The 15792-nt window shown below is 72.0% G+C and carries 18 protein-coding genes and 1 pseudogene; 11 read left to right on the forward strand and 8 right to left on the reverse strand.

Annotation, left to right across the window (positions count from 1 at the left end):
• Window positions 1–378: 378 nt before the first annotated feature.
• Window positions 379–906 (forward strand): annotated as a pseudogene (locus O3597_RS23565) (transposase family protein); the annotation flags it as partial.
• Window positions 907–925: 19 nt separating this feature from the next.
• Here the strand turns inward: O3597_RS23565 and O3597_RS23570 are convergent.
• The 6 genes from O3597_RS23570 to O3597_RS23595 are packed head-to-tail and all read right to left on the reverse strand — an operon-like array spanning window position 926 to window position 6511.
• The gene (locus tag O3597_RS23570) at window positions 926–2467 is read right to left on the reverse strand and encodes a SpoIIE family protein phosphatase (RefSeq protein ID WP_281602421.1); all 1542 of its coding nucleotides are present in this window, start codon (window positions 2465–2467) and stop codon (window positions 926–928) included.
• Window position 2468: 1 nt separating this feature from the next.
• On the reverse strand, window positions 2469–3818 hold the full coding sequence (locus O3597_RS23575) for a sensor histidine kinase (protein ID WP_281602422.1): 1350 nt from the start codon (window positions 3816–3818) through the stop codon (window positions 2469–2471).
• Window positions 3815–4837, reverse strand: coding sequence for a SpoIIE family protein phosphatase (locus tag O3597_RS23580; protein ID WP_281602423.1), 1023 nt, complete (start codon window positions 4835–4837; stop codon window positions 3815–3817). The genes O3597_RS23575 and O3597_RS23580 overlap by 4 nt, the downstream gene beginning before the upstream one ends.
• Window positions 4825–5244 carry an ATP-binding protein gene (locus O3597_RS23585; RefSeq protein WP_281602424.1) on the reverse strand — a complete coding sequence of 140 codons (420 nt, stop codon included), beginning with the start codon at window positions 5242–5244 and terminating at the stop codon, window positions 4825–4827. The genes O3597_RS23580 and O3597_RS23585 overlap by 13 nt, the downstream gene beginning before the upstream one ends.
• Complete coding sequence (locus O3597_RS23590) at window positions 5241–5651, reverse strand: STAS domain-containing protein (protein WP_281602425.1); 411 nt, start codon at window positions 5649–5651, stop codon at window positions 5241–5243. The genes O3597_RS23585 and O3597_RS23590 overlap by 4 nt, the downstream gene beginning before the upstream one ends.
• Window positions 5651–6511 (reverse strand): STAS domain-containing protein, encoded by an 861-nt coding sequence (locus O3597_RS23595; protein WP_281602426.1) that lies wholly within the window; start codon window positions 6509–6511, stop codon window positions 5651–5653. The genes O3597_RS23590 and O3597_RS23595 overlap by 1 nt, the downstream gene beginning before the upstream one ends.
• 165 nt (window positions 6512–6676) lie before the next feature.
• Between O3597_RS23595 and O3597_RS23600 the strand changes: the two genes are divergently transcribed.
• Entirely contained in the window at window positions 6677–7033 is a 357-nt protein-coding gene (locus O3597_RS23600; protein WP_093403921.1) for an STAS domain-containing protein, read from the forward strand.
• A gap of 10 nt (window positions 7034–7043) precedes the next feature.
• Here the strand turns inward: O3597_RS23600 and O3597_RS23605 are convergent, their stop codons facing one another.
• On the reverse strand, window positions 7044–8390 hold the full coding sequence (locus O3597_RS23605; protein ID WP_235944548.1) for an MFS transporter: 1347 nt from the start codon (window positions 8388–8390) through the stop codon (window positions 7044–7046).
• A 50-nt stretch (window positions 8391–8440) separates the two neighbouring features.
• Here O3597_RS23605 and O3597_RS23610 point away from each other — a divergent pair, with 50 nt between their 5' ends.
• The 4 genes from O3597_RS23610 to O3597_RS23625 all read left to right on the forward strand — a co-directional run bounded on the left by O3597_RS23610 (window position 8441) and on the right by O3597_RS23625 (window position 10486).
• A complete protein-coding gene (locus tag O3597_RS23610) occupies window positions 8441–9124 on the forward strand; it encodes an FCD domain-containing protein (protein ID WP_281602427.1) in 684 nt (227 codons plus the stop codon).
• A gap of 38 nt (window positions 9125–9162) precedes the next feature.
• Entirely contained in the window at window positions 9163–9624 is a 462-nt protein-coding gene (mscL, locus tag O3597_RS23615; protein WP_281602428.1) for a large conductance mechanosensitive channel protein MscL, read from the forward strand.
• Between the two features lie 82 nt (window positions 9625–9706).
• Complete coding sequence (locus O3597_RS23620; protein ID WP_164446583.1) at window positions 9707–9940, forward strand: hypothetical protein; 234 nt, start codon at window positions 9707–9709, stop codon at window positions 9938–9940.
• A gap of 186 nt (window positions 9941–10126) precedes the next feature.
• Window positions 10127–10486, forward strand: a complete 360-nt coding sequence (locus tag O3597_RS23625) for a hypothetical protein (protein ID WP_216592757.1) — start codon at window positions 10127–10129, stop codon at window positions 10484–10486.
• 59 nt (window positions 10487–10545) lie between these two features.
• On the opposite strand, the gene O3597_RS23630 is transcribed toward O3597_RS23625, so the two are convergent.
• Window positions 10546–11712 carry an AAA family ATPase gene (locus tag O3597_RS23630; RefSeq protein WP_281604621.1) on the reverse strand — a complete coding sequence of 389 codons (1167 nt, stop codon included), beginning with the start codon at window positions 11710–11712 and terminating at the stop codon, window positions 10546–10548.
• Between the two features lie 77 nt (window positions 11713–11789).
• Between O3597_RS23630 and O3597_RS23635 the strand changes: the two genes are divergently transcribed.
• The 5 genes from O3597_RS23635 to O3597_RS23655 all read left to right on the forward strand — a co-directional run bounded on the left by O3597_RS23635 (window position 11790) and on the right by O3597_RS23655 (window position 15723).
• Window positions 11790–12509, forward strand: coding sequence for a PP2C family serine/threonine-protein phosphatase (locus tag O3597_RS23635; protein WP_281602429.1), 720 nt, complete (start codon window positions 11790–11792; stop codon window positions 12507–12509).
• Between the two features lie 83 nt (window positions 12510–12592).
• Entirely contained in the window at window positions 12593–12931 is a 339-nt protein-coding gene (locus tag O3597_RS23640; protein WP_093403911.1) for a PadR family transcriptional regulator, read from the forward strand.
• On the forward strand, window positions 12928–13746 hold the full coding sequence (locus tag O3597_RS23645; protein WP_281602430.1) for an ATP-binding cassette domain-containing protein: 819 nt from the start codon (window positions 12928–12930) through the stop codon (window positions 13744–13746). Before O3597_RS23640 ends, O3597_RS23645 begins: the two co-directional genes overlap by 4 nt.
• Window positions 13743–14435, forward strand: coding sequence for an ABC transporter permease (locus O3597_RS23650; protein ID WP_164446588.1), 693 nt, complete (start codon window positions 13743–13745; stop codon window positions 14433–14435). Before O3597_RS23645 ends, O3597_RS23650 begins: the two co-directional genes overlap by 4 nt.
• A gap of 55 nt (window positions 14436–14490) precedes the next feature.
• The gene (locus O3597_RS23655; RefSeq protein ID WP_281602431.1) at window positions 14491–15723 is read left to right on the forward strand and encodes a hypothetical protein; all 1233 of its coding nucleotides are present in this window, start codon (window positions 14491–14493) and stop codon (window positions 15721–15723) included.
• Window positions 15724–15792: the final 69 nt, after the last annotated feature.

Consider the following 15792-nt stretch of genomic DNA (forward strand, 5'->3'; position numbering starts at 1 on the left):
CTGCCGTGGCGCGCCCTGCTACCCGCGGCGCCCTGGCGTGGGCTCGCCGCCCGGTTCAGCACCGGCACAGCCCGACAAGAGGCTGCCTACCTGTTCGTTCGCGTTGGCCCGTCCCGGCCGTTACTGGCTGTTCACCATGGTGGTCACAGTCCTGATCGTCAGCCCGTTCGTGGTCGCCCGCGGCGACGAGGTGGTCCTGCTCTGGGCACCCCGGACACGGTCGAGGCAATCCCGCACGCGATCGTCCGGGTGCTGCTCGTGCCGGTTCTCTATATGTGGCCGGGCCGCTCGCCATAACGCAGGGCGCCGTTGCGCGGTGGCTGCTGTGGACGGCCTCGCGTGGCGCGAGGTCACCCGGTCGCGCGTCCGATTGGTGGACGCGTACGGCGCCTGGACGCGGGACGGCAAGCAATACTCGCCCTGGCTCACGTGCACAACTGTGACACCCTCACCCGCCTCGCGGCCGGCTTCGAGGTGTCGGTTACCACCGTGTGACGCTACCTGCGTCGAGGCCGTCGACCTGCTCGCCCACTGCGCCGACGACCTCAACGCCGCCATGCGCCGGGCTGTACGGCTGGCCTACGCGATCCTCAACGGCACGCTGCTCCCGATCGACCGGGTCCCCGACCAGCAGCCCTACTACTCGGGCAAACACAAGCACCACGGCTCAACATCCAGGTCCTCGCCGACGCCGCCAGGCGACTGCTCCGGGCCTCGGCCACACTGAACGGCTCGGTGCACGACCTGACCGCCGCCCGCAGGCAGAAGTCCGTCAGCCGACACCACGCCATGGTCCGAGCCCTCGGCGAACGCGCCGTCTACACACTCAAGACGCGGAAGATCCTAACCAAACTACGCTGCCGCCCACGCCGCGCCACCCCGAGCGTCCAGGCCATCCTCATCCTCAAACCGCCGAGGAAGCCCGTCACCCCACGCCCCGGCGCAGGGCGACCACGGCCACGTCGTCCTGGATCTCGTCCGGGGCCAGTTCGACGAGCAGCCGCTCGCAGAACCGGTCGAGGTCGTCGTCGACCTGGCTGGCGCAGGCCGAGAGGGCAGTCAGCCCCTCGTCGATGGTGGCGTCCCGTCGTTCGATCAGACCGTCGGTGTAGAAGACCATCGTCGCACCGGCCGGCAGCACGAACTCCAGGTCGGCGGGGCGGGGCGCGCGTACCCCGAGCAGCGGCGCGGCGTGCTGCACGTACTCGGCCTTGCCGTCCTGCACGATCAACGGCGGCAGGTGACCGGCGCTGGCCAGCCGGACGTGACCGGTCGTCGGCTCCACCAGCAGTACGCAGATCGTCGCCAGCTCGTCGGGCAGCAGCGTACGCATCAGCTCGTTGACCCGGTGCAGGATCTCGCCCGGCTGGTGCCCCTCCACCGCGTACGCCCGCAGCGCGTGTCGCAGCTCGGCCATGATGGTGGCGGCGTGCAGCGAGTGACCGGCCACGTCCCCGATGGCCAGCAGCAGGTGGCCGTCGAGCATCACCAGTTCGTAGAAGTCGCCGCCCACCTCGGTCTGGGCGCTGGCCGGCTCGTAGCGCACGGCCAGGTCCAGGCCGGTGATCCGCGGGATCTTCCGGGGCAGCAGGCTGCGTTGCAACGTCACCGCGATCCGGTGCTCCTCGTCGAAGGAGCGTTGCGCCTCCACGGCGGAGGCCACCGCCTGGGCGAGCTGGACCAGCACCGGGGTACGCGCCGTCTGCGTCGCGGTGGGCACCACGACGTAGAGCGGCGCGCGGTCCTCGCGCAGCCGGGCGGCGGCGACGGTGACCGTGTCGCCGGCCGGCCAGTCGACAAGCGACCAACCGTCCGGCTCCTGCACCACGACGGTGGCGCCGGTGGGCACGCCGGTGTCGTCGACGATCCAGGGCACCACGCGGGGCCCGGCGCCGGGCCCGGCGCAGACCCCGGCGAGGCAGTCGCCGTCGAAGGTCTCGGCGATCACCGCCGCGGGGCTCTTGAAGATCTCCGCGGCGCCGGCCGCCGCCACCTGCAGCAGCTTGGTGAAGCTCGGCGCGGCGTGCACCGCGACGGTGGTGTCCGCCAGCCCGGTGAGCCGCTCGGCGAGCAGCTCGGCTCGCCGACGGGCCTGGTAGTACCGCAGCACCGACTGGGCGGTGGCGACCAGTTCCTCCGGTTCGATCGGCTCGGCCAGGTACGCGTCCGCGCCCCGGGTCAGGCCCTGGGTCCGGTCGTTCGTGTCGATCGCGTGCGCGGACACGTGGATCACCGGCAGCGCCGGGTGCGCCGACTTGATCCGCTCGCACACCTCGAAGCCACTGAGGTCCGGCAGCCGGACGTCGAGCACGACCAGGTCGATCGGGTCGACCCCGACCCGGCTGAGCGCCTCGCCACCCGTCTCCGCCTCCAGCACCGTGAATCCGGCCCGGGTCAGCCAGTTCACCAGGAGGTAGCGCTTGGTCCGACTGTCGTCGACCACCAGCACTGTCGCCGCGCCGTCCACGTCACGTCCCGTCCGTGGGCAGCCACACCGTGAAGGTGCTGCCGCGACCCGGCTCGCTGGCCAGGTCGAGAGTGCCGCCGAGCAGGTTCACCAGCCGCCTGGCGTACGGCAGGCCGAGGCCGGTGCCGCCGACCCGAGCCGGGCCGGGCGCCTGGTAGAACTCCTCGAACACCCGGTCGTGCAGCTCTCCCGGAATGCCCGGCCCGGTGTCGGAGACGGTCAGCCGCCAACCGTCACCGTGCCGCTCGGCGCGCAGCCGGACCTCGCCCGCGGTGGTGAACTTGAGGCCGTTGTGCAGCAGGTTGCGCAGCACCTGGGCGAGCAGCACCTCGTCGGTGCGTACCGTGGCCGGCGTGGCCGGCTCCTCCACCACCAGGTCGACGCCGTCGGCGGCCGGCAGTGCCCGCAGCGTGCCGCGCAACTGGCCGAAGACGGCGCGCAGGTCCACCTCGGACCATTCGGGCTCGATCCGCCCCGACTCCGCCTTGGCCAGGTCGAGCAGCTCGTTGACCAACGTGAGCAGATCCGACGCCGAGGCACGGATGAGCCCGACCTGGCGTTCCTGCTCGGTGGTCAGCGGGTCGGACGCGGAGTCGCCGAGCAGACGGGCCAGCCCGATGATCGCGGTCACCGGTGCCCGCAGCTCGTGGCTGACGTTGGCCAGGAACCGGCTCTTCGACTCGCTCGCCGCGCGCAACTGCGCCGACTTCTCGTCCAGCTCCGCGTAGAGGGCCACCACGCCCTGGTTGGTCGCCTCCAACTCGTCGGTGAGCTGTTGGTAGAGCGCCATCACGCCCCGGTTGGTCTGTTCCAGTTCCTCGTTGAGCCGGGCCAGCTCGTCGCGCTGGTTGCGCACCTCGTCGAGGGCGTTTATCAGTTGGAGGTTCTGGGTGGCGAGTTCCTCCTCCGCGGTACCCGGGGCACTCTCGCCGAGTTGGGCACGCAGCTCCGCCAGGCGCTCGGCGGTGAGCGCCCGGGCGGTGGCCGGAACCCGTCGTGACATCCTGACGACCGTAACCCCCTGAACCGTCAGCACGCTCAATGTGTCCACCAGGCGTGCCACCGCGCCCGACTCCGGCTCGTACCGCCCGCCCGGCAGGGGTGCCACCGGAGTGAGGTCGACGTGCAGGTGACAACGGCCGTCCGGCGACTCGGCGACGGCGAAGACCACCTCGGCACCGCCGACCGCCCGCAGCATGTCCCGGGCGACCTCGCTCAACGCGGTGGCGATCCGGACCTGGTCCTGATGTTCCAGACCGACCGCCGCGGCGACCTCCCGGCCACGCTGGCGGACCACGAAGATGTCCTGCTCCACCCGCAGCGCCATCCTCAGCACCGGCGTCGTGGTCATGACCAGGACCTCGCCACCAGCACCCCGGCGTCGTCGCGCCGGATGCCGGCGTCGCGTAGCAGGGTGGCGGCCACCACCAGGGGTGCCCGCCCGGCCAGGCCCGGGTAGTCCGCCAGTCGCCACCTGTCGACCACGCCGTCGGTGTGCATGACCAGCAGGCTGCCCGCCTCGAAGGGATAGTCGTACTGCCGGATCACCGGTCGTTGATGCCCGGCGATGCCGGGCAGCGAGACCAGGCCGCGACGCCGGCCGTCGCCGGTGGCCACGACGCCGGTGATGTTGCCCAGCCCGGCGTAGCGCAGCATGCCGGCCGCCGGATCCGGCTCGGCCACGGCGAGGGCCGCACCACGGGTGTGCGACATCGCCCGGTGCAGGTGACCGACCACCTCCGCCGGTGAGCCCGCCGGGGCGTCCCGGAAGGCGGCGAGCGCCGCGTCGGTGGCCGCCGCGGCCAGCGGCCCGTGCCCCAGACCGTCGGTGACCAGCACCTGACGGCGGTCGCCCACGATCCGGACCGCGTACCCGTCCCCACTGACCGTCTCTCCGGTCAGCGGTCGGGTCAGTCCGCCGACCCAGGACGCCGCCGGGTCCGGGGCGGCGAACACCCGCACGGCGATGACCGTCCCCCGGCCCGGCCGGGAGTACGCGTCGAACCAGCTCGCCTGCCGGACGATCGCGCCCAGACCGATGCCGAGGGTGCCGGCGGTCGAGTGTCCGTCGCGGGCGGAGTCGGCGAGGTCGACCATGCCCGGACCGGTGTCGACGGCGATCATCTCCACGCCGGCGTCCAGCTCGCGGCGTACCGGCCGGAGCAGCAGCAACCCGTCGTCGGCGTGCTTGATGAGGTTGCTGGTCAGCTCGGCGGCGACGATGGCCAGGTCGGCGATCCGTCCGGCGGGCAGACCCAACTGGCCGCCCAACCGCTCGGCGGCCCGCCGCACGGCGCTGCCGGCACTGCCGTTCTCCACCCGGAACCAGGTGCCCCGGTCGGCGATCGGCTCGACGGTCACCGGGACCACTTGGTGATCGTGACTCGGGTGCCCTGACCGGGCGCGGTCTGAATGTCGAACTCGTCGACAAGTCGGCGGGCGCCGCTGAGACCGAGGCCGAGGCCACCACCGGTGGTGTAGCCGTCGGTCAGCGCGAGATCCAGGTCGGCGATGCCGGGGCCGGAGTCGGCGAAGACGATCCTGATGCCGGGTCGCCGGCCGTTGTCGATGGCGGTCACCTCGACCGTCCCGCCGCCGCCGTAGACGAGCGTGTTGCGGGCGAGTTCACTGGCGGCGGTGACCACCTTGGTCTGGTCGACCAGGGAGAGCCGGACCGCCACGGCGACGGTACGCACCAGCTGACGGACGCGTACGACATCCTCGTCGCTGCCGACCGACTGCGCCTGGGGGCGGCCCAGGTCGACCCCGCTCGTCACGTGGACGCCGTCGGCTCTGGGACCGGATCGTCGTCCGGCTCGTCGTGATCGTCGGCCCGGTCGATCGCGATGAGTTCCATGCCCCGCTCGACGTTCAGTGCGGTACGGATGCCGTTGAGCGACAGCCCCAGCTCGACCAGGGTGATGGCGACGGCGGGGCGCATCCCCACGACCACCGTCTCCGCGTCCAGCACGCGGGAGATCGAGGCGATGGTGGAGAGCATCCGACCCACGAAGGAGTCGACGATGTCCAGCGCGGTGATGTCGATGATCACGCCGTGGCAACCGGTCGCGACGATCCGCTCGGCCAGGTCCTCCTGAAGGGCGACCGCCGTCTGGTCGGACATGTCGACCTGGATGGAGACCAGCAGGATGTCGCCGATCTTGAGGATCGGCACCCGCTCCATCACGCCTCCCGACGCGACTGGCGGCGGGACGTCTCCACCCCGGTGAGCCGCAGCACGTGCCGCAGTGCGTCGGCGAGACTCGCCTTGGTGGCGATGTCACCGAACTCGATGCCGAGCGCCACGATGGTCTGCGCGATCTGCGGCCGGATGCCGGAGATGATGCAGTCGGCACCCATCAGCCGGGCGGCCACCACGGTCTTCAGGATGTGCTGGGCCACCTGGGTGTCCACCGCCGGCACGCCGGTGATGTCGATGATCGCGTACGGCGAGCCGGTGTCGACCAGGGTCTGCAGCAGCCGTTCCATCACCACCTGGGCGCGGGCCGAGTCGAGCGTGCCGACCAGCGGCACCGCCACCACGCCCTCCCAGAGCTTGACCACCGGGGTGGAGAGCTCCAGCAGTTGCTCGGCCTGATCGGCGATCAGGCTCTCCCGGGTGCGGACGAAGGTCTCGAAGGTGAACAGGCCCATCTGGTCGACGAGCGCCGAGAAGGAGACGTAGTCACGCAGCGTCCCGGCATCCTGGTCGGCCTGAAGAACGCTGAGCAGCGCCTCCTTGAGGGCGAACACGCCGGTGGCGGTCTCGGTGGCGGAGAAGCCCTGCCGGGCCTGGCCGCGGGAGAACTCGGCGAGCACGGCCCGCAACTCGGTGGCGTCCTCGGCGTTCAGGTCCACCGCGCCCTTGCTGAGGGCGTCGACCAGGGCGCGGTGCAGCTCCTGCACCTGCCGGACCAGTTCGGCCTGACTGAGCCGGCCCCGCAACTGCCCGGCGATGATCTCCGTCCACCGCTGGGTGACCAGCTCGGCCCGGCTGGTCAGCAGCTCGCCCAACCGGCCGCTCTCGTCAGCGCTGAGCGCCATGGCAATACCCCCCTAGACCTGGACCGGCCGGACTCTATCACCGGGGCCCGACGAACTACTTGTCGCAGAGCAACGGAATGACGGTGACCACCTGATACTGCTCCCGTTCTGCGTACCACGGTCCGGGTGGGATACCGTTCCACCGATAAACAGGAGGTCTGGCGAATGTCCTTGACGGTGCACACGGAACAGCGCGGTGACGTGGTCGTCGTGTCGGTCGCGGGCGAGTTGGACATGGCCACCGCACCGCAGTTGCAGGACCAGATCACCGACCTGCTCGACAAGGGGCGCAGTCGCCTCGTGTTCGACCTGTCGGACGTCTCGTTCTGCGACTCTACCGGTCTGTCGGTCTTCGTCCGCGCGAAGAACAGCTGCGACGAGGCCGGCGGCGTGGTCCGACTCGCCGCGCCCCAGCGCGGCGTGCTGCGGATCCTGGAGGTGAGTGGCCTGGTCGAGGTGCTGCACACGTACCCCACCGTCGAGCAGGCGGTCGCCGGCGATCCGACGCCGGCCTCCTCCTGACCGTGACGCCTCAACGCTCGTCCTCGATGTAGCGGGGGCGAGCGATCAGCACGCCCGCGCAGGTCTGTACGGCCAGGGCGACCAGCAGGAAGCCGATCGGCGCCAGCCATCCCCCGGTCGCGTCGTGCAGGATCCCGACCAGCAGCGGGCCCAACGCCGCGATGACGTAGCCCGTGCTCTGCGCGAAGGCCGACAGCGCCACGGTGCCGTCGGCGGTGCGGGCCCGCAGCCCGATGGTGGCCAGGATGAGCGGGAAGGCACCCTGCCCGAACGCCAGCAGCACCACCCACACCAGCGCCCCGCCGCGCGGCGCGAACGCCAGACCCAGGTACGCCAGACTGGAGGCGGCGGTCAGTGCGAAGACCAACGGCCGCAGGCTGCCCAGTCGGCCGGCAAGCGTCGGCATCAGCAACGCGATCGGCACCCCGAGCGCGGTCACTCCGGCGAGCAGCAGGCCGGCGTCCTGCGGGCGGAAACCCGCGTCCCGGAACATCTGGGCCAACCAGCCCATGATCGCGTAACCACTCAGCGACTGCGCCCCGAAGTAGACCGCCATCGCCCAGCCGAGTCGGGTGCGTCCGGGCCGCACTCCCGAACGGCGGGCGGTGCCACCTCGCCGTGCGGCGGTCCGGCCGCGCAGCGCCGCCGGCAGCCACGGCAGTACGGCCACCGCCGCCAGCCCGGCCCAGACCCCCAGCCCGGCCCGCCAACTGCCGAAGGCGTGCGCCACCGGCACCGCGGAGGCGGCAGCCACCGTCGTGCCCACCGTCAGCGCCATCGTGTACGCCCCGGTGACCAGCCCGGTGCGATGCGGGAAGTGCTGCTTGACGAGCATCGGCAGGAGGATGTTCGCCACCGCGATCCCGGCCAGCGCGAGCGCGCTGGTGGCCAGGAACACCACGGCGGAGCCGGTGACCGCCCGCAACACCTGCCCGACGGTGAGGGCCAGCATCGCCAGCACCAGCAGCCGGGCCGGGGAGAACCGGCGGACCAGCCACGGGGTTGCCGCGCCGAGCCCGGCGAACGCGATGGTGGGCAGGGTGGTGACGAATCCGGCCATCGTCCCGGAGAGGGCCAGACCGACGCGTACCTCGTCGAGCAGCGCGCCGAGGCTGGTGACGGCGGCCCGCAGGTTGAGCGCCACCAGCAGCATCCCGGCCAGCACCAGCCATGCCGGGTTGACCCGCGACGTGGTCGCAGCCGCGCCGCCGGCCGGGCCGACCGCGCCCGGGAACCTCTCAGCCGTCCCAACGTCGCCGGTCGGGACGCCCTGACCGGTGACCGCACGCGTCGGGGCGGCCTGGCGGGTGACCGCGTCCGTCGGGACGGCGGGGACGGCAGAGGGTGACGGGGGCATGACCTCGAACCTACAATCATGGGATGAATTTCGGCGAGAGGTTGTAACCAGTGCCACCGGCAGTCGACGCCACCCCGGTGCCGCCGCGCGGCCGGCGGGTCCGGGAGACCATCGCCCAGCTCCGGCAGCGAATCATGGACGGCGAGTGGCCGGTGGGCGGGCGGATCCCTACCGAACCGCAACTGGTCGAGACCCTCGGCGTGGGGCGCAACACGGTGCGTGAGGCCGTCCGCGCGCTGGCCCACGCCGGGGTGCTGGAGTGCCGCCAGGGCTCCGGCACCTACGTCCTCTCCACCGACGAACTCGCTCCGGTGGTGGCCCGCCGGCTCACCGACGACCGGATGACCGAGGTGATCGAGGTACGCCGTGCCTTCGAGGTGGAGGCCGCCCGGCTCGCCGCTCGGCGGCGTACCCCCGAGGACCTGGCCGCCCTCGACGACGCGCTCGCCGCCCGCGAGGCGGCCTGGCGCGGCGGCCGGGTCGCCGAGTTCGTGGCGGCCGACGCCGCGCTGCACACCGCGGTGGTCGCGGCGGCGCACAACGCCATGCTCGCCGAGTTGTACGCCTCGGTCGGCACCGCGATGCGCAGCACGCTCACCCAGGCCATGGGCGACGCGCTGACGCCGGACCGGCACGTCGACCACGCCCGGCTGGTGGCCGCCATCCGGGCCAGCGATCCGGAGTTGGCCGCCCGGGAGGCCGGCGCTTTTCTGGAGCCCCCGCCCGGGGCATAGGTTGTCCCCGACATAGACGGGACACCTCGGGAGTACGGATGCTCAAGGGCTTCAAAGACTTCATCATGCGCGGCAACGTCGTCGACCTCGCGGTCGGCATCGTGATCGGCGCCGCGTTCACCGGGCTGGTCACGGCGTTCACCAACTCGTTTCTCCAGCCGATCATCAAGATGGTCGGCGCCTCGCCCGCCGGGCCGGGAGCCCGCGTCAAGCTCGGCACCGAGAACTACATCGAGTGGGGACAGTTCCTCAACGCCCTGATCACTTTCGTGCTGACCGCCGCGGTGCTGTACTTCCTGGTGGTGTTTCCGATGAACCGGCTGGCGGAGCGTCGCCAGCGGGGCGAGGAGCCGCCGCCGGCCGCGCCGAGCGAGGAGATCAAGTTGCTCACCGAGATCCGGGACGCACTCGTCGCCGCCGGCCGGACCACCCCGGCCCAGCAGCGCGGGGCCCTGGACGACGCGCTCGGCCGGCGGGACGAACCGCCCGCCGCGCGCTGAATCCGGCAACCGCACATCGACCCCTGCGGGAATCCCGCAGGGGTCGCCTTGTATCGAACAGATGTTCGATAGAGTCCGGGCCATGGAGCAGCGGAAACACCTGTGGAACGGGAAGTGGGGGCGACTGGCCCGGCGGGACGTCTTCCTCCGGACGGATGCCGACCGATGGTTCGTCGAGCAACGCGCCGGCGGCGCCGAGGGCGTCTCCCGGTTCTACGAGTACGACACCGTCGACGAGGCCGAGGACACCATCCGCGCGCTGCTCCAAGGCACCGACACCTGGCGCGAACTAACCCCCCGCCCCCCAACCCCCTGACCCACCCCCCACCCCGACCCCCACCCCCCACCCCCACTCGCGTTGATCAAGAAGTTTTGGTCGGGATTCGCGGCGCTGCCGACCAGAACTTCTTGATCAATCGGGTGGGGTGAGGGGGAGGGCGGGGGTGGGGTGGGTTTAGGGGGTGGGGAGGGTGGGAACCGCGCGGGGATGGAGCAGCAGGGCATCGATCAGCGGACAACCCTCTCGCGGGTCACCACCGGCATGCGGGTGGTCGACTCGGCCGGCGTCGACGTGGGCACCGTGGACCTCGTGCAGCGCGGCGACCCGAACGCGGTGACCGTGCAGGCACCGACCACCGACCCCGGGAGCAGCCTGGACGAACTGATCGAATCCGCGACCGTGGAGGAACCGGACGTGCCGGCGGACCTGGCAGCCCGACTGCTACGCACCGGCTACCTCAAGGTCTCCACCGAGCTGGTACCCACCGGCGCCGTCTACGTCCTCGCCGACCAGATCTCCACCGTCACCCCCACCGAGGTAACCCTCAACACCCCCGCCACCACCCTCCCCCCAGAGTCCTAACCCACCCCCACCCACCCCCACCCCCCACCCACCCCCGGACCACTCCGTCGATCATGAAGTTATTGCCGCGGGTAGGCGCTTGCCGGGGCAACAACTTCATGATCGACGCTCTGGGTCCGGCTGGGTCGCTGGCGGACCGCCCAGAGGGCCACCTCGGTGCGGGAGGCGGTGCCGGTCTTGCGCAGCAGGTTGGAGACGTGCACGGTGACGGTGCGTACCGAGATGCCCAGGGCGCGGGCCGCCTGTTTGTTGGACATGCCGGCGATCAGGCAGTCGAGCACCTCCACCTCCCGGCCGGTCAGGCAGATCGGCGGCGGGACCGCCGACCCGGGGAAGGACCCGGACCCGGACTCCGGCGCGGCACGGCGGCGCGTCGACCGGCCAGGAGTTGACTCCGGCACGGCAGCCCGGGACGCGGGCACGGGCGGAGCAGACGGGGAGGACGCAGGATCGGACTCGGGCGGCACGGGCGAGCCGGCCGGGGCCAGCAGGGTGTCGGGATCCTGCCCGGCGTGCGCGGCGAGCAGTTCGGTGAGCGCGTACGGGTTGCCGTCGGTGCGCCGCCAGACCTCGTGCACCAGTTCGGGGCGAGGGTCCGGGTACACCTGGGTCAGCACCTCGGCGACCTCGGCCGGGCGCAGCGGGCCGAGGTGCTGGCGCACGACGCCGCGTACCCCGCAGAGGCGGGCCAGGGTGCGGCCGGCGAGTTCCGGTGAGACCGCGTGCGCGGCGGGCCTGGTCGCCACCACCAGCAGGGCCGGCAGCCCGTCGGCGGTGGCCAGTTCGCCGACCAGGTTGAGGCTGGCCGGGTCGAGGGCGTGCAGGTCCTCCACCACGAGCACCGCCGGACCGGCACCGACCAGCACCCGGACCGTACGCACGGCCAGCCGGAGCAGGGTGCCGGGGGCGTAACGCTCGCGCGGCGCGGTGGGCTGCTGGGCCAGCCAGGCCAGCGCGTCGGCCGGCAGGTCGAGCCGGGCGGTGTCGCGTCCGCTCAACACCGCGGCCAACCAGTCGTACGGGGCGGGGCTGTGCACCCGGGCGGCGCCGCTGAGCACCACCGCCGGTCGCGGGGTGAAGGCGTCGAGCGCGGCGGCGACCAGCAGGCTCTTGCCCACGCCCGGTCCCCCGGTGACGACCGCGACGGCCGGGGAGCGGCGGCGGCCCAGGACCACGCTGGACCAGGCCCGGTCCAGTTCAGCCAGCTCACCGGCGCGCCCAACCATGGACACCGGCAACATTCCTCAACCCTACGCAGTAGTGCGTAGAGACGCGGGAAGGGTCTTCTTGGCAAGCTTGTCCCATGACGCTGATCCTCCGCTCGGCCATCCTCAACGACATCGGTCTGGTCCGGACCAACAACGAGGACTCCGCCCTCGCCGGCGAGCGCCTCGTCGCGGTGGCCGACGGCATGGGTGGCCTGCCCGCCGGTGAGGTGGCCAGCGAGATCGTCATCCGGATCCTCGACGAACTGGTCCCGCCGACCGCACCGGACGCCGCCGCCGAGGCGCTGCGTGCCGTGGTGAGCACCGCCAACCAGCGCATCCACGCCGCGATCACCACCGACCCCGCCCGGGACGGCATGGGTACGACGCTGACCGCGGCCCTGCTGGCCGGGGAGACGCTGGTGCTGGCGCAGGTCGGCGATTCCCGCTGCTACCTGCTCCGCGACGGTCAACTGCGCCAGCTGACCCGGGACGACACGTTCGTGCAGGCGCTCGTGGACCAGGGTGCCCTCTCCCCCGAGCAGGCTCGCCACCACCCGCAACGCTCGCTTGTCACCCGGGCGGTGCAGGGCGCCGACGCGCCACCGACGATGGGCGCGGTGACCCTGGCCGCGGGTGACCGGCTGCTGCTGTGCAGCGACGGGCTTTCCGACTATGTGGCCGACGACGCGATCGCCGCCACGCTTGGCATGCACGCCGACCGCCACCAGTGCGGCGAGCAGTTGGTGAAGCTCGCCCACCAGGCCGGTGCGCCCGACAACGTCACCGTGGTGATCTCCGATGTGGTGACCGGCTGAGCTACGCCGGCACCGGCCGGTCGGACCGCCGTACCCGCACTAGGTAGTTGTGCCATCTAGATAGCGGCACTAGGGTTCGGCGGGTGGATTCCGACCGTCGGGGGCAGTGGCTGCGTGGGGTGCTCGACCTCTGCGTACTCGCCCTGCTGCGCGACGGCGAGTCCTACGGCTACCAGCTCGCCCAGTCACTCGACGCCGCGGGCGTCGGACCGATCCAGGGCGGCACGCTCTACCCGGTGCTGCTGCGGCTGCAACGCACCGGTCTGGTCACCGCGCGGTGGCGGGAGGGCGATTCCGGTCCGGCCCGCAAGTACTACCAACTGACCGACGACGGGCGAGCGGCGCTGCGGCACGGCGGCAACGCCTGGTTGGCGTTCGTGGCCCCGGTGACCGGCATCGTCACGAAGGGGGTCGACGGGTGAACGCCGACGACTGGCTGCGCGCGTTCGCGGCCGAGCTGTACCAGCGCCGGGTGGGCGGCGACACCGCCCGGCACGTGGTCGCCGAGGCGGCCACCCACCTGCGTGAGGGCGGCGGTGATCCGTGGCTGGTCTTCGGCTCGCCGCCGGCGTACGCGGCCGCCATCGTGGAGAGCATCGGCACCGCGCCCGGCCCGCGCCCGGGCCCCGTCCGGCTGCACGCCCGGGGCATCACCAAGCGGTACGGCCGGCAGGTGGTGCTCCGCGACGCGTCGCTGACCGTACGGGCCGGACAGATCGCCGCCGTGGTCGGCGCGAACGGTTGCGGCAAGAGCACCTTCCTGCGGATCTGCGCCGGCCTGGTCTCGCCCGACGCCGGGGAGGTGACCGTCTCGGGCCGGCTGGGCTACTGCCCGCAGCAGGGCGGCACGGCCGACTTCCTGCTGCCCGACGAACATTTCGTGCTGGTGGGCGCCGGTCAGGGCGTGGCACGGGGGCCGGCCCGGCAGGCCGGCCGGGCGGCGGCCCGACAGCTCGGCTGGGACGCCGAGAACGCCGTGCTCGCCCGGCACCTCTCCGGCGGCACGCGGCAGAAGCTGAACCTCACCATGTCCACCCTGGCGCAGCCGGACGTGCTGCTGCTCGACGAGCCGTACCAGGGCTTCGACCAGGGCAGCTACGTCAACCTCTGGGACCAGCTGACCCGGCTGCGCGACGAGGGACGGGCCATCGTCGTGGTGACCCACCTGCTCAACCAACTCGACCGGGTCGACATGGTCCTCGACCTGACCCCCGCCCACCAGGGAGGCCGATCGTGAACCGGCTGGTCACCGTGGCCGAGATGACGCTGCGGGAGCTGGCGCGCCGCCGGGGCGTACTCCTGCTCCTGCTGTTGATGCCGTTGACCTTCTGGTTGATCCGGCGGGACTCCTACGTCGGGCAGTCCGTGCGCGCGCTGCTGCTCGGCATCAGCTGGGCGGTCAGCACCGCAGCCCTGTTCGCCACCAGCGCGGCCCGTGAACTGGAACCCCGGCTCCGGCTCGCCGGCTACCGGCCGCACCACCTCTACCTCGGCCGGATGCTCGGCCTGTGGGCGCTCGGACTGGCCATCTCGGTGCCGTTCTTCCTGCTCACCGTCGTCGACGCGAACAACCTGCGGTACGGCGGCATCGCCGTGGCGATGCTGTGCTGCGTGGCCGTGGCCGCACCGTTCGGCATGGTGATCGGTGTCCTGCTGCCCCGCGAGCTGGAGGGGACGCTGCTGCTGCTCACCGTGGTGGCGATGCAGATGCTGCTCGACCCGGCCGACGCGGGCGCGAAGCTGACGCCGTTCTGGTCCAGCCGGGAGATCGGTACCTGGGCGGTGGACCACACCGACGACGGTTACCTGACCCGGGGCGTCCTGCACGGGCTGGTGGTCACCGTGCTGCTGATCGTCACGGTGGCGGCCGTCTTCGCCGTCCGGCTACGTCGACGGCGGCACCTGCACCACGTGCCGCTCGCCTGAGACTCGCGCCCACGGCGGGGCCCAGGTTCGTTGACACAGGCCCTAGCATCACGGGGTGCGCCTCAGACCCTCCATCGCCGCGGTCGCGTTCGGCGTCGCCATCGCCACCCTGACCGCGTGCAGCCCGTCCGTGCCGAGCGCCGACCCGCGCGGCGCGCAGGCCCCGGGGAGCGACACGTCCGCGACGCCGAGCGCGGGGCAGGCGCCGGGCGCGGGGCAGGCGCCGGGCGCGCAGGCCACCCCGGCGGCTCAGACCGGGCTGGGCAGCAGCCCGACCGCAAGTGCCAGTCCGACCCCGCCTGGTGCCTCCAAGGGTGCACGTGGCACCGGCAACGCCAGCGGACGGGTGACCGTACCGGCGGCCGGGCGGGCGGTCGACACGTCGAAGCCGACCCGTACCGTCGGCAACGGCAGCCCCGACAGCTGCACCTCCGCCGCCGTCATCCGGGCGGTCGCGGCCGGCGGCATCATCACCTTCGACTGCGGTCCCGACCCGGTGACCATCCGGATGACCGCCACCGCCAAGGTACGCAACGCCAACGGCCCACAGGTGGTTCTCGACGGTGGCGGCAAGGTCACGCTCAGCGGGCAGGGCAAACGGCGCATCCTCTACATGAACACCTGCGACGCGTTGCAGGGCTGGACCACCTCGCACTGCGACGACCAGGATCACCCGCGTCTGACCGTGCAGAACCTCACCTTCGCCGACGGCGACGCCACCGGCCAGCGCACCGACGGTGGGGGCGGTGGGGCGATCTTCGTCCGGGGTGGCCGGTTCAAGGTGGTCAACTCACGCTTCGTCGACAACCGCTGCGACCGGACCGGCCCGGACCTCGGCGGTGCCGCGATCCGGGTGCTCGACCAGCACGACGACCAGCCGGTGTACGTGGTCAACAGCACCTTCACCGGCGGCTCCTGCGCCAACGGCGGCGCGTTGAGCAGCATCGGCGTGTCCTGGGTGGTCCTCAACAGCGTGCTGCGGGACAACGAGGCGGTCGGCGAGGGCGCCAACCCGGCCCGCTCCGGCACGCCTGGCGGCGGCAGCGGCGGGGCGATCTACTGCGACGGCAACAACTTCTCCGTACGCCTCGCCGGCACGGTCGTCGAGGACAACGACGCCCGGGAGGGCGGCGGGGCGATCTTCTTCGTCAGCAACGACCGCACCGGCACGCTGCGCATCGAGAACTCGACCCTGCGCCGCAACCCCAGCCACGGCTTCGAGAACCACCCCGGCATCTTCTACCTGGGCTCCGGCAAGCCCACCTTCACCGCCTCCACCGTCCGCTGACCCGCCGATCGTTCCCGGTTGATCAAGAAGTTTGCGTCACCGTCGAGGCGGTTCCTCGACGCGAAGCTC

The organism is Verrucosispora sp. WMMA2044 (genome assembly GCF_027497155.1).
Taxonomy (GTDB): domain Bacteria; phylum Actinomycetota; class Actinomycetes; order Mycobacteriales; family Micromonosporaceae; genus Micromonospora; species Micromonospora palythoicola.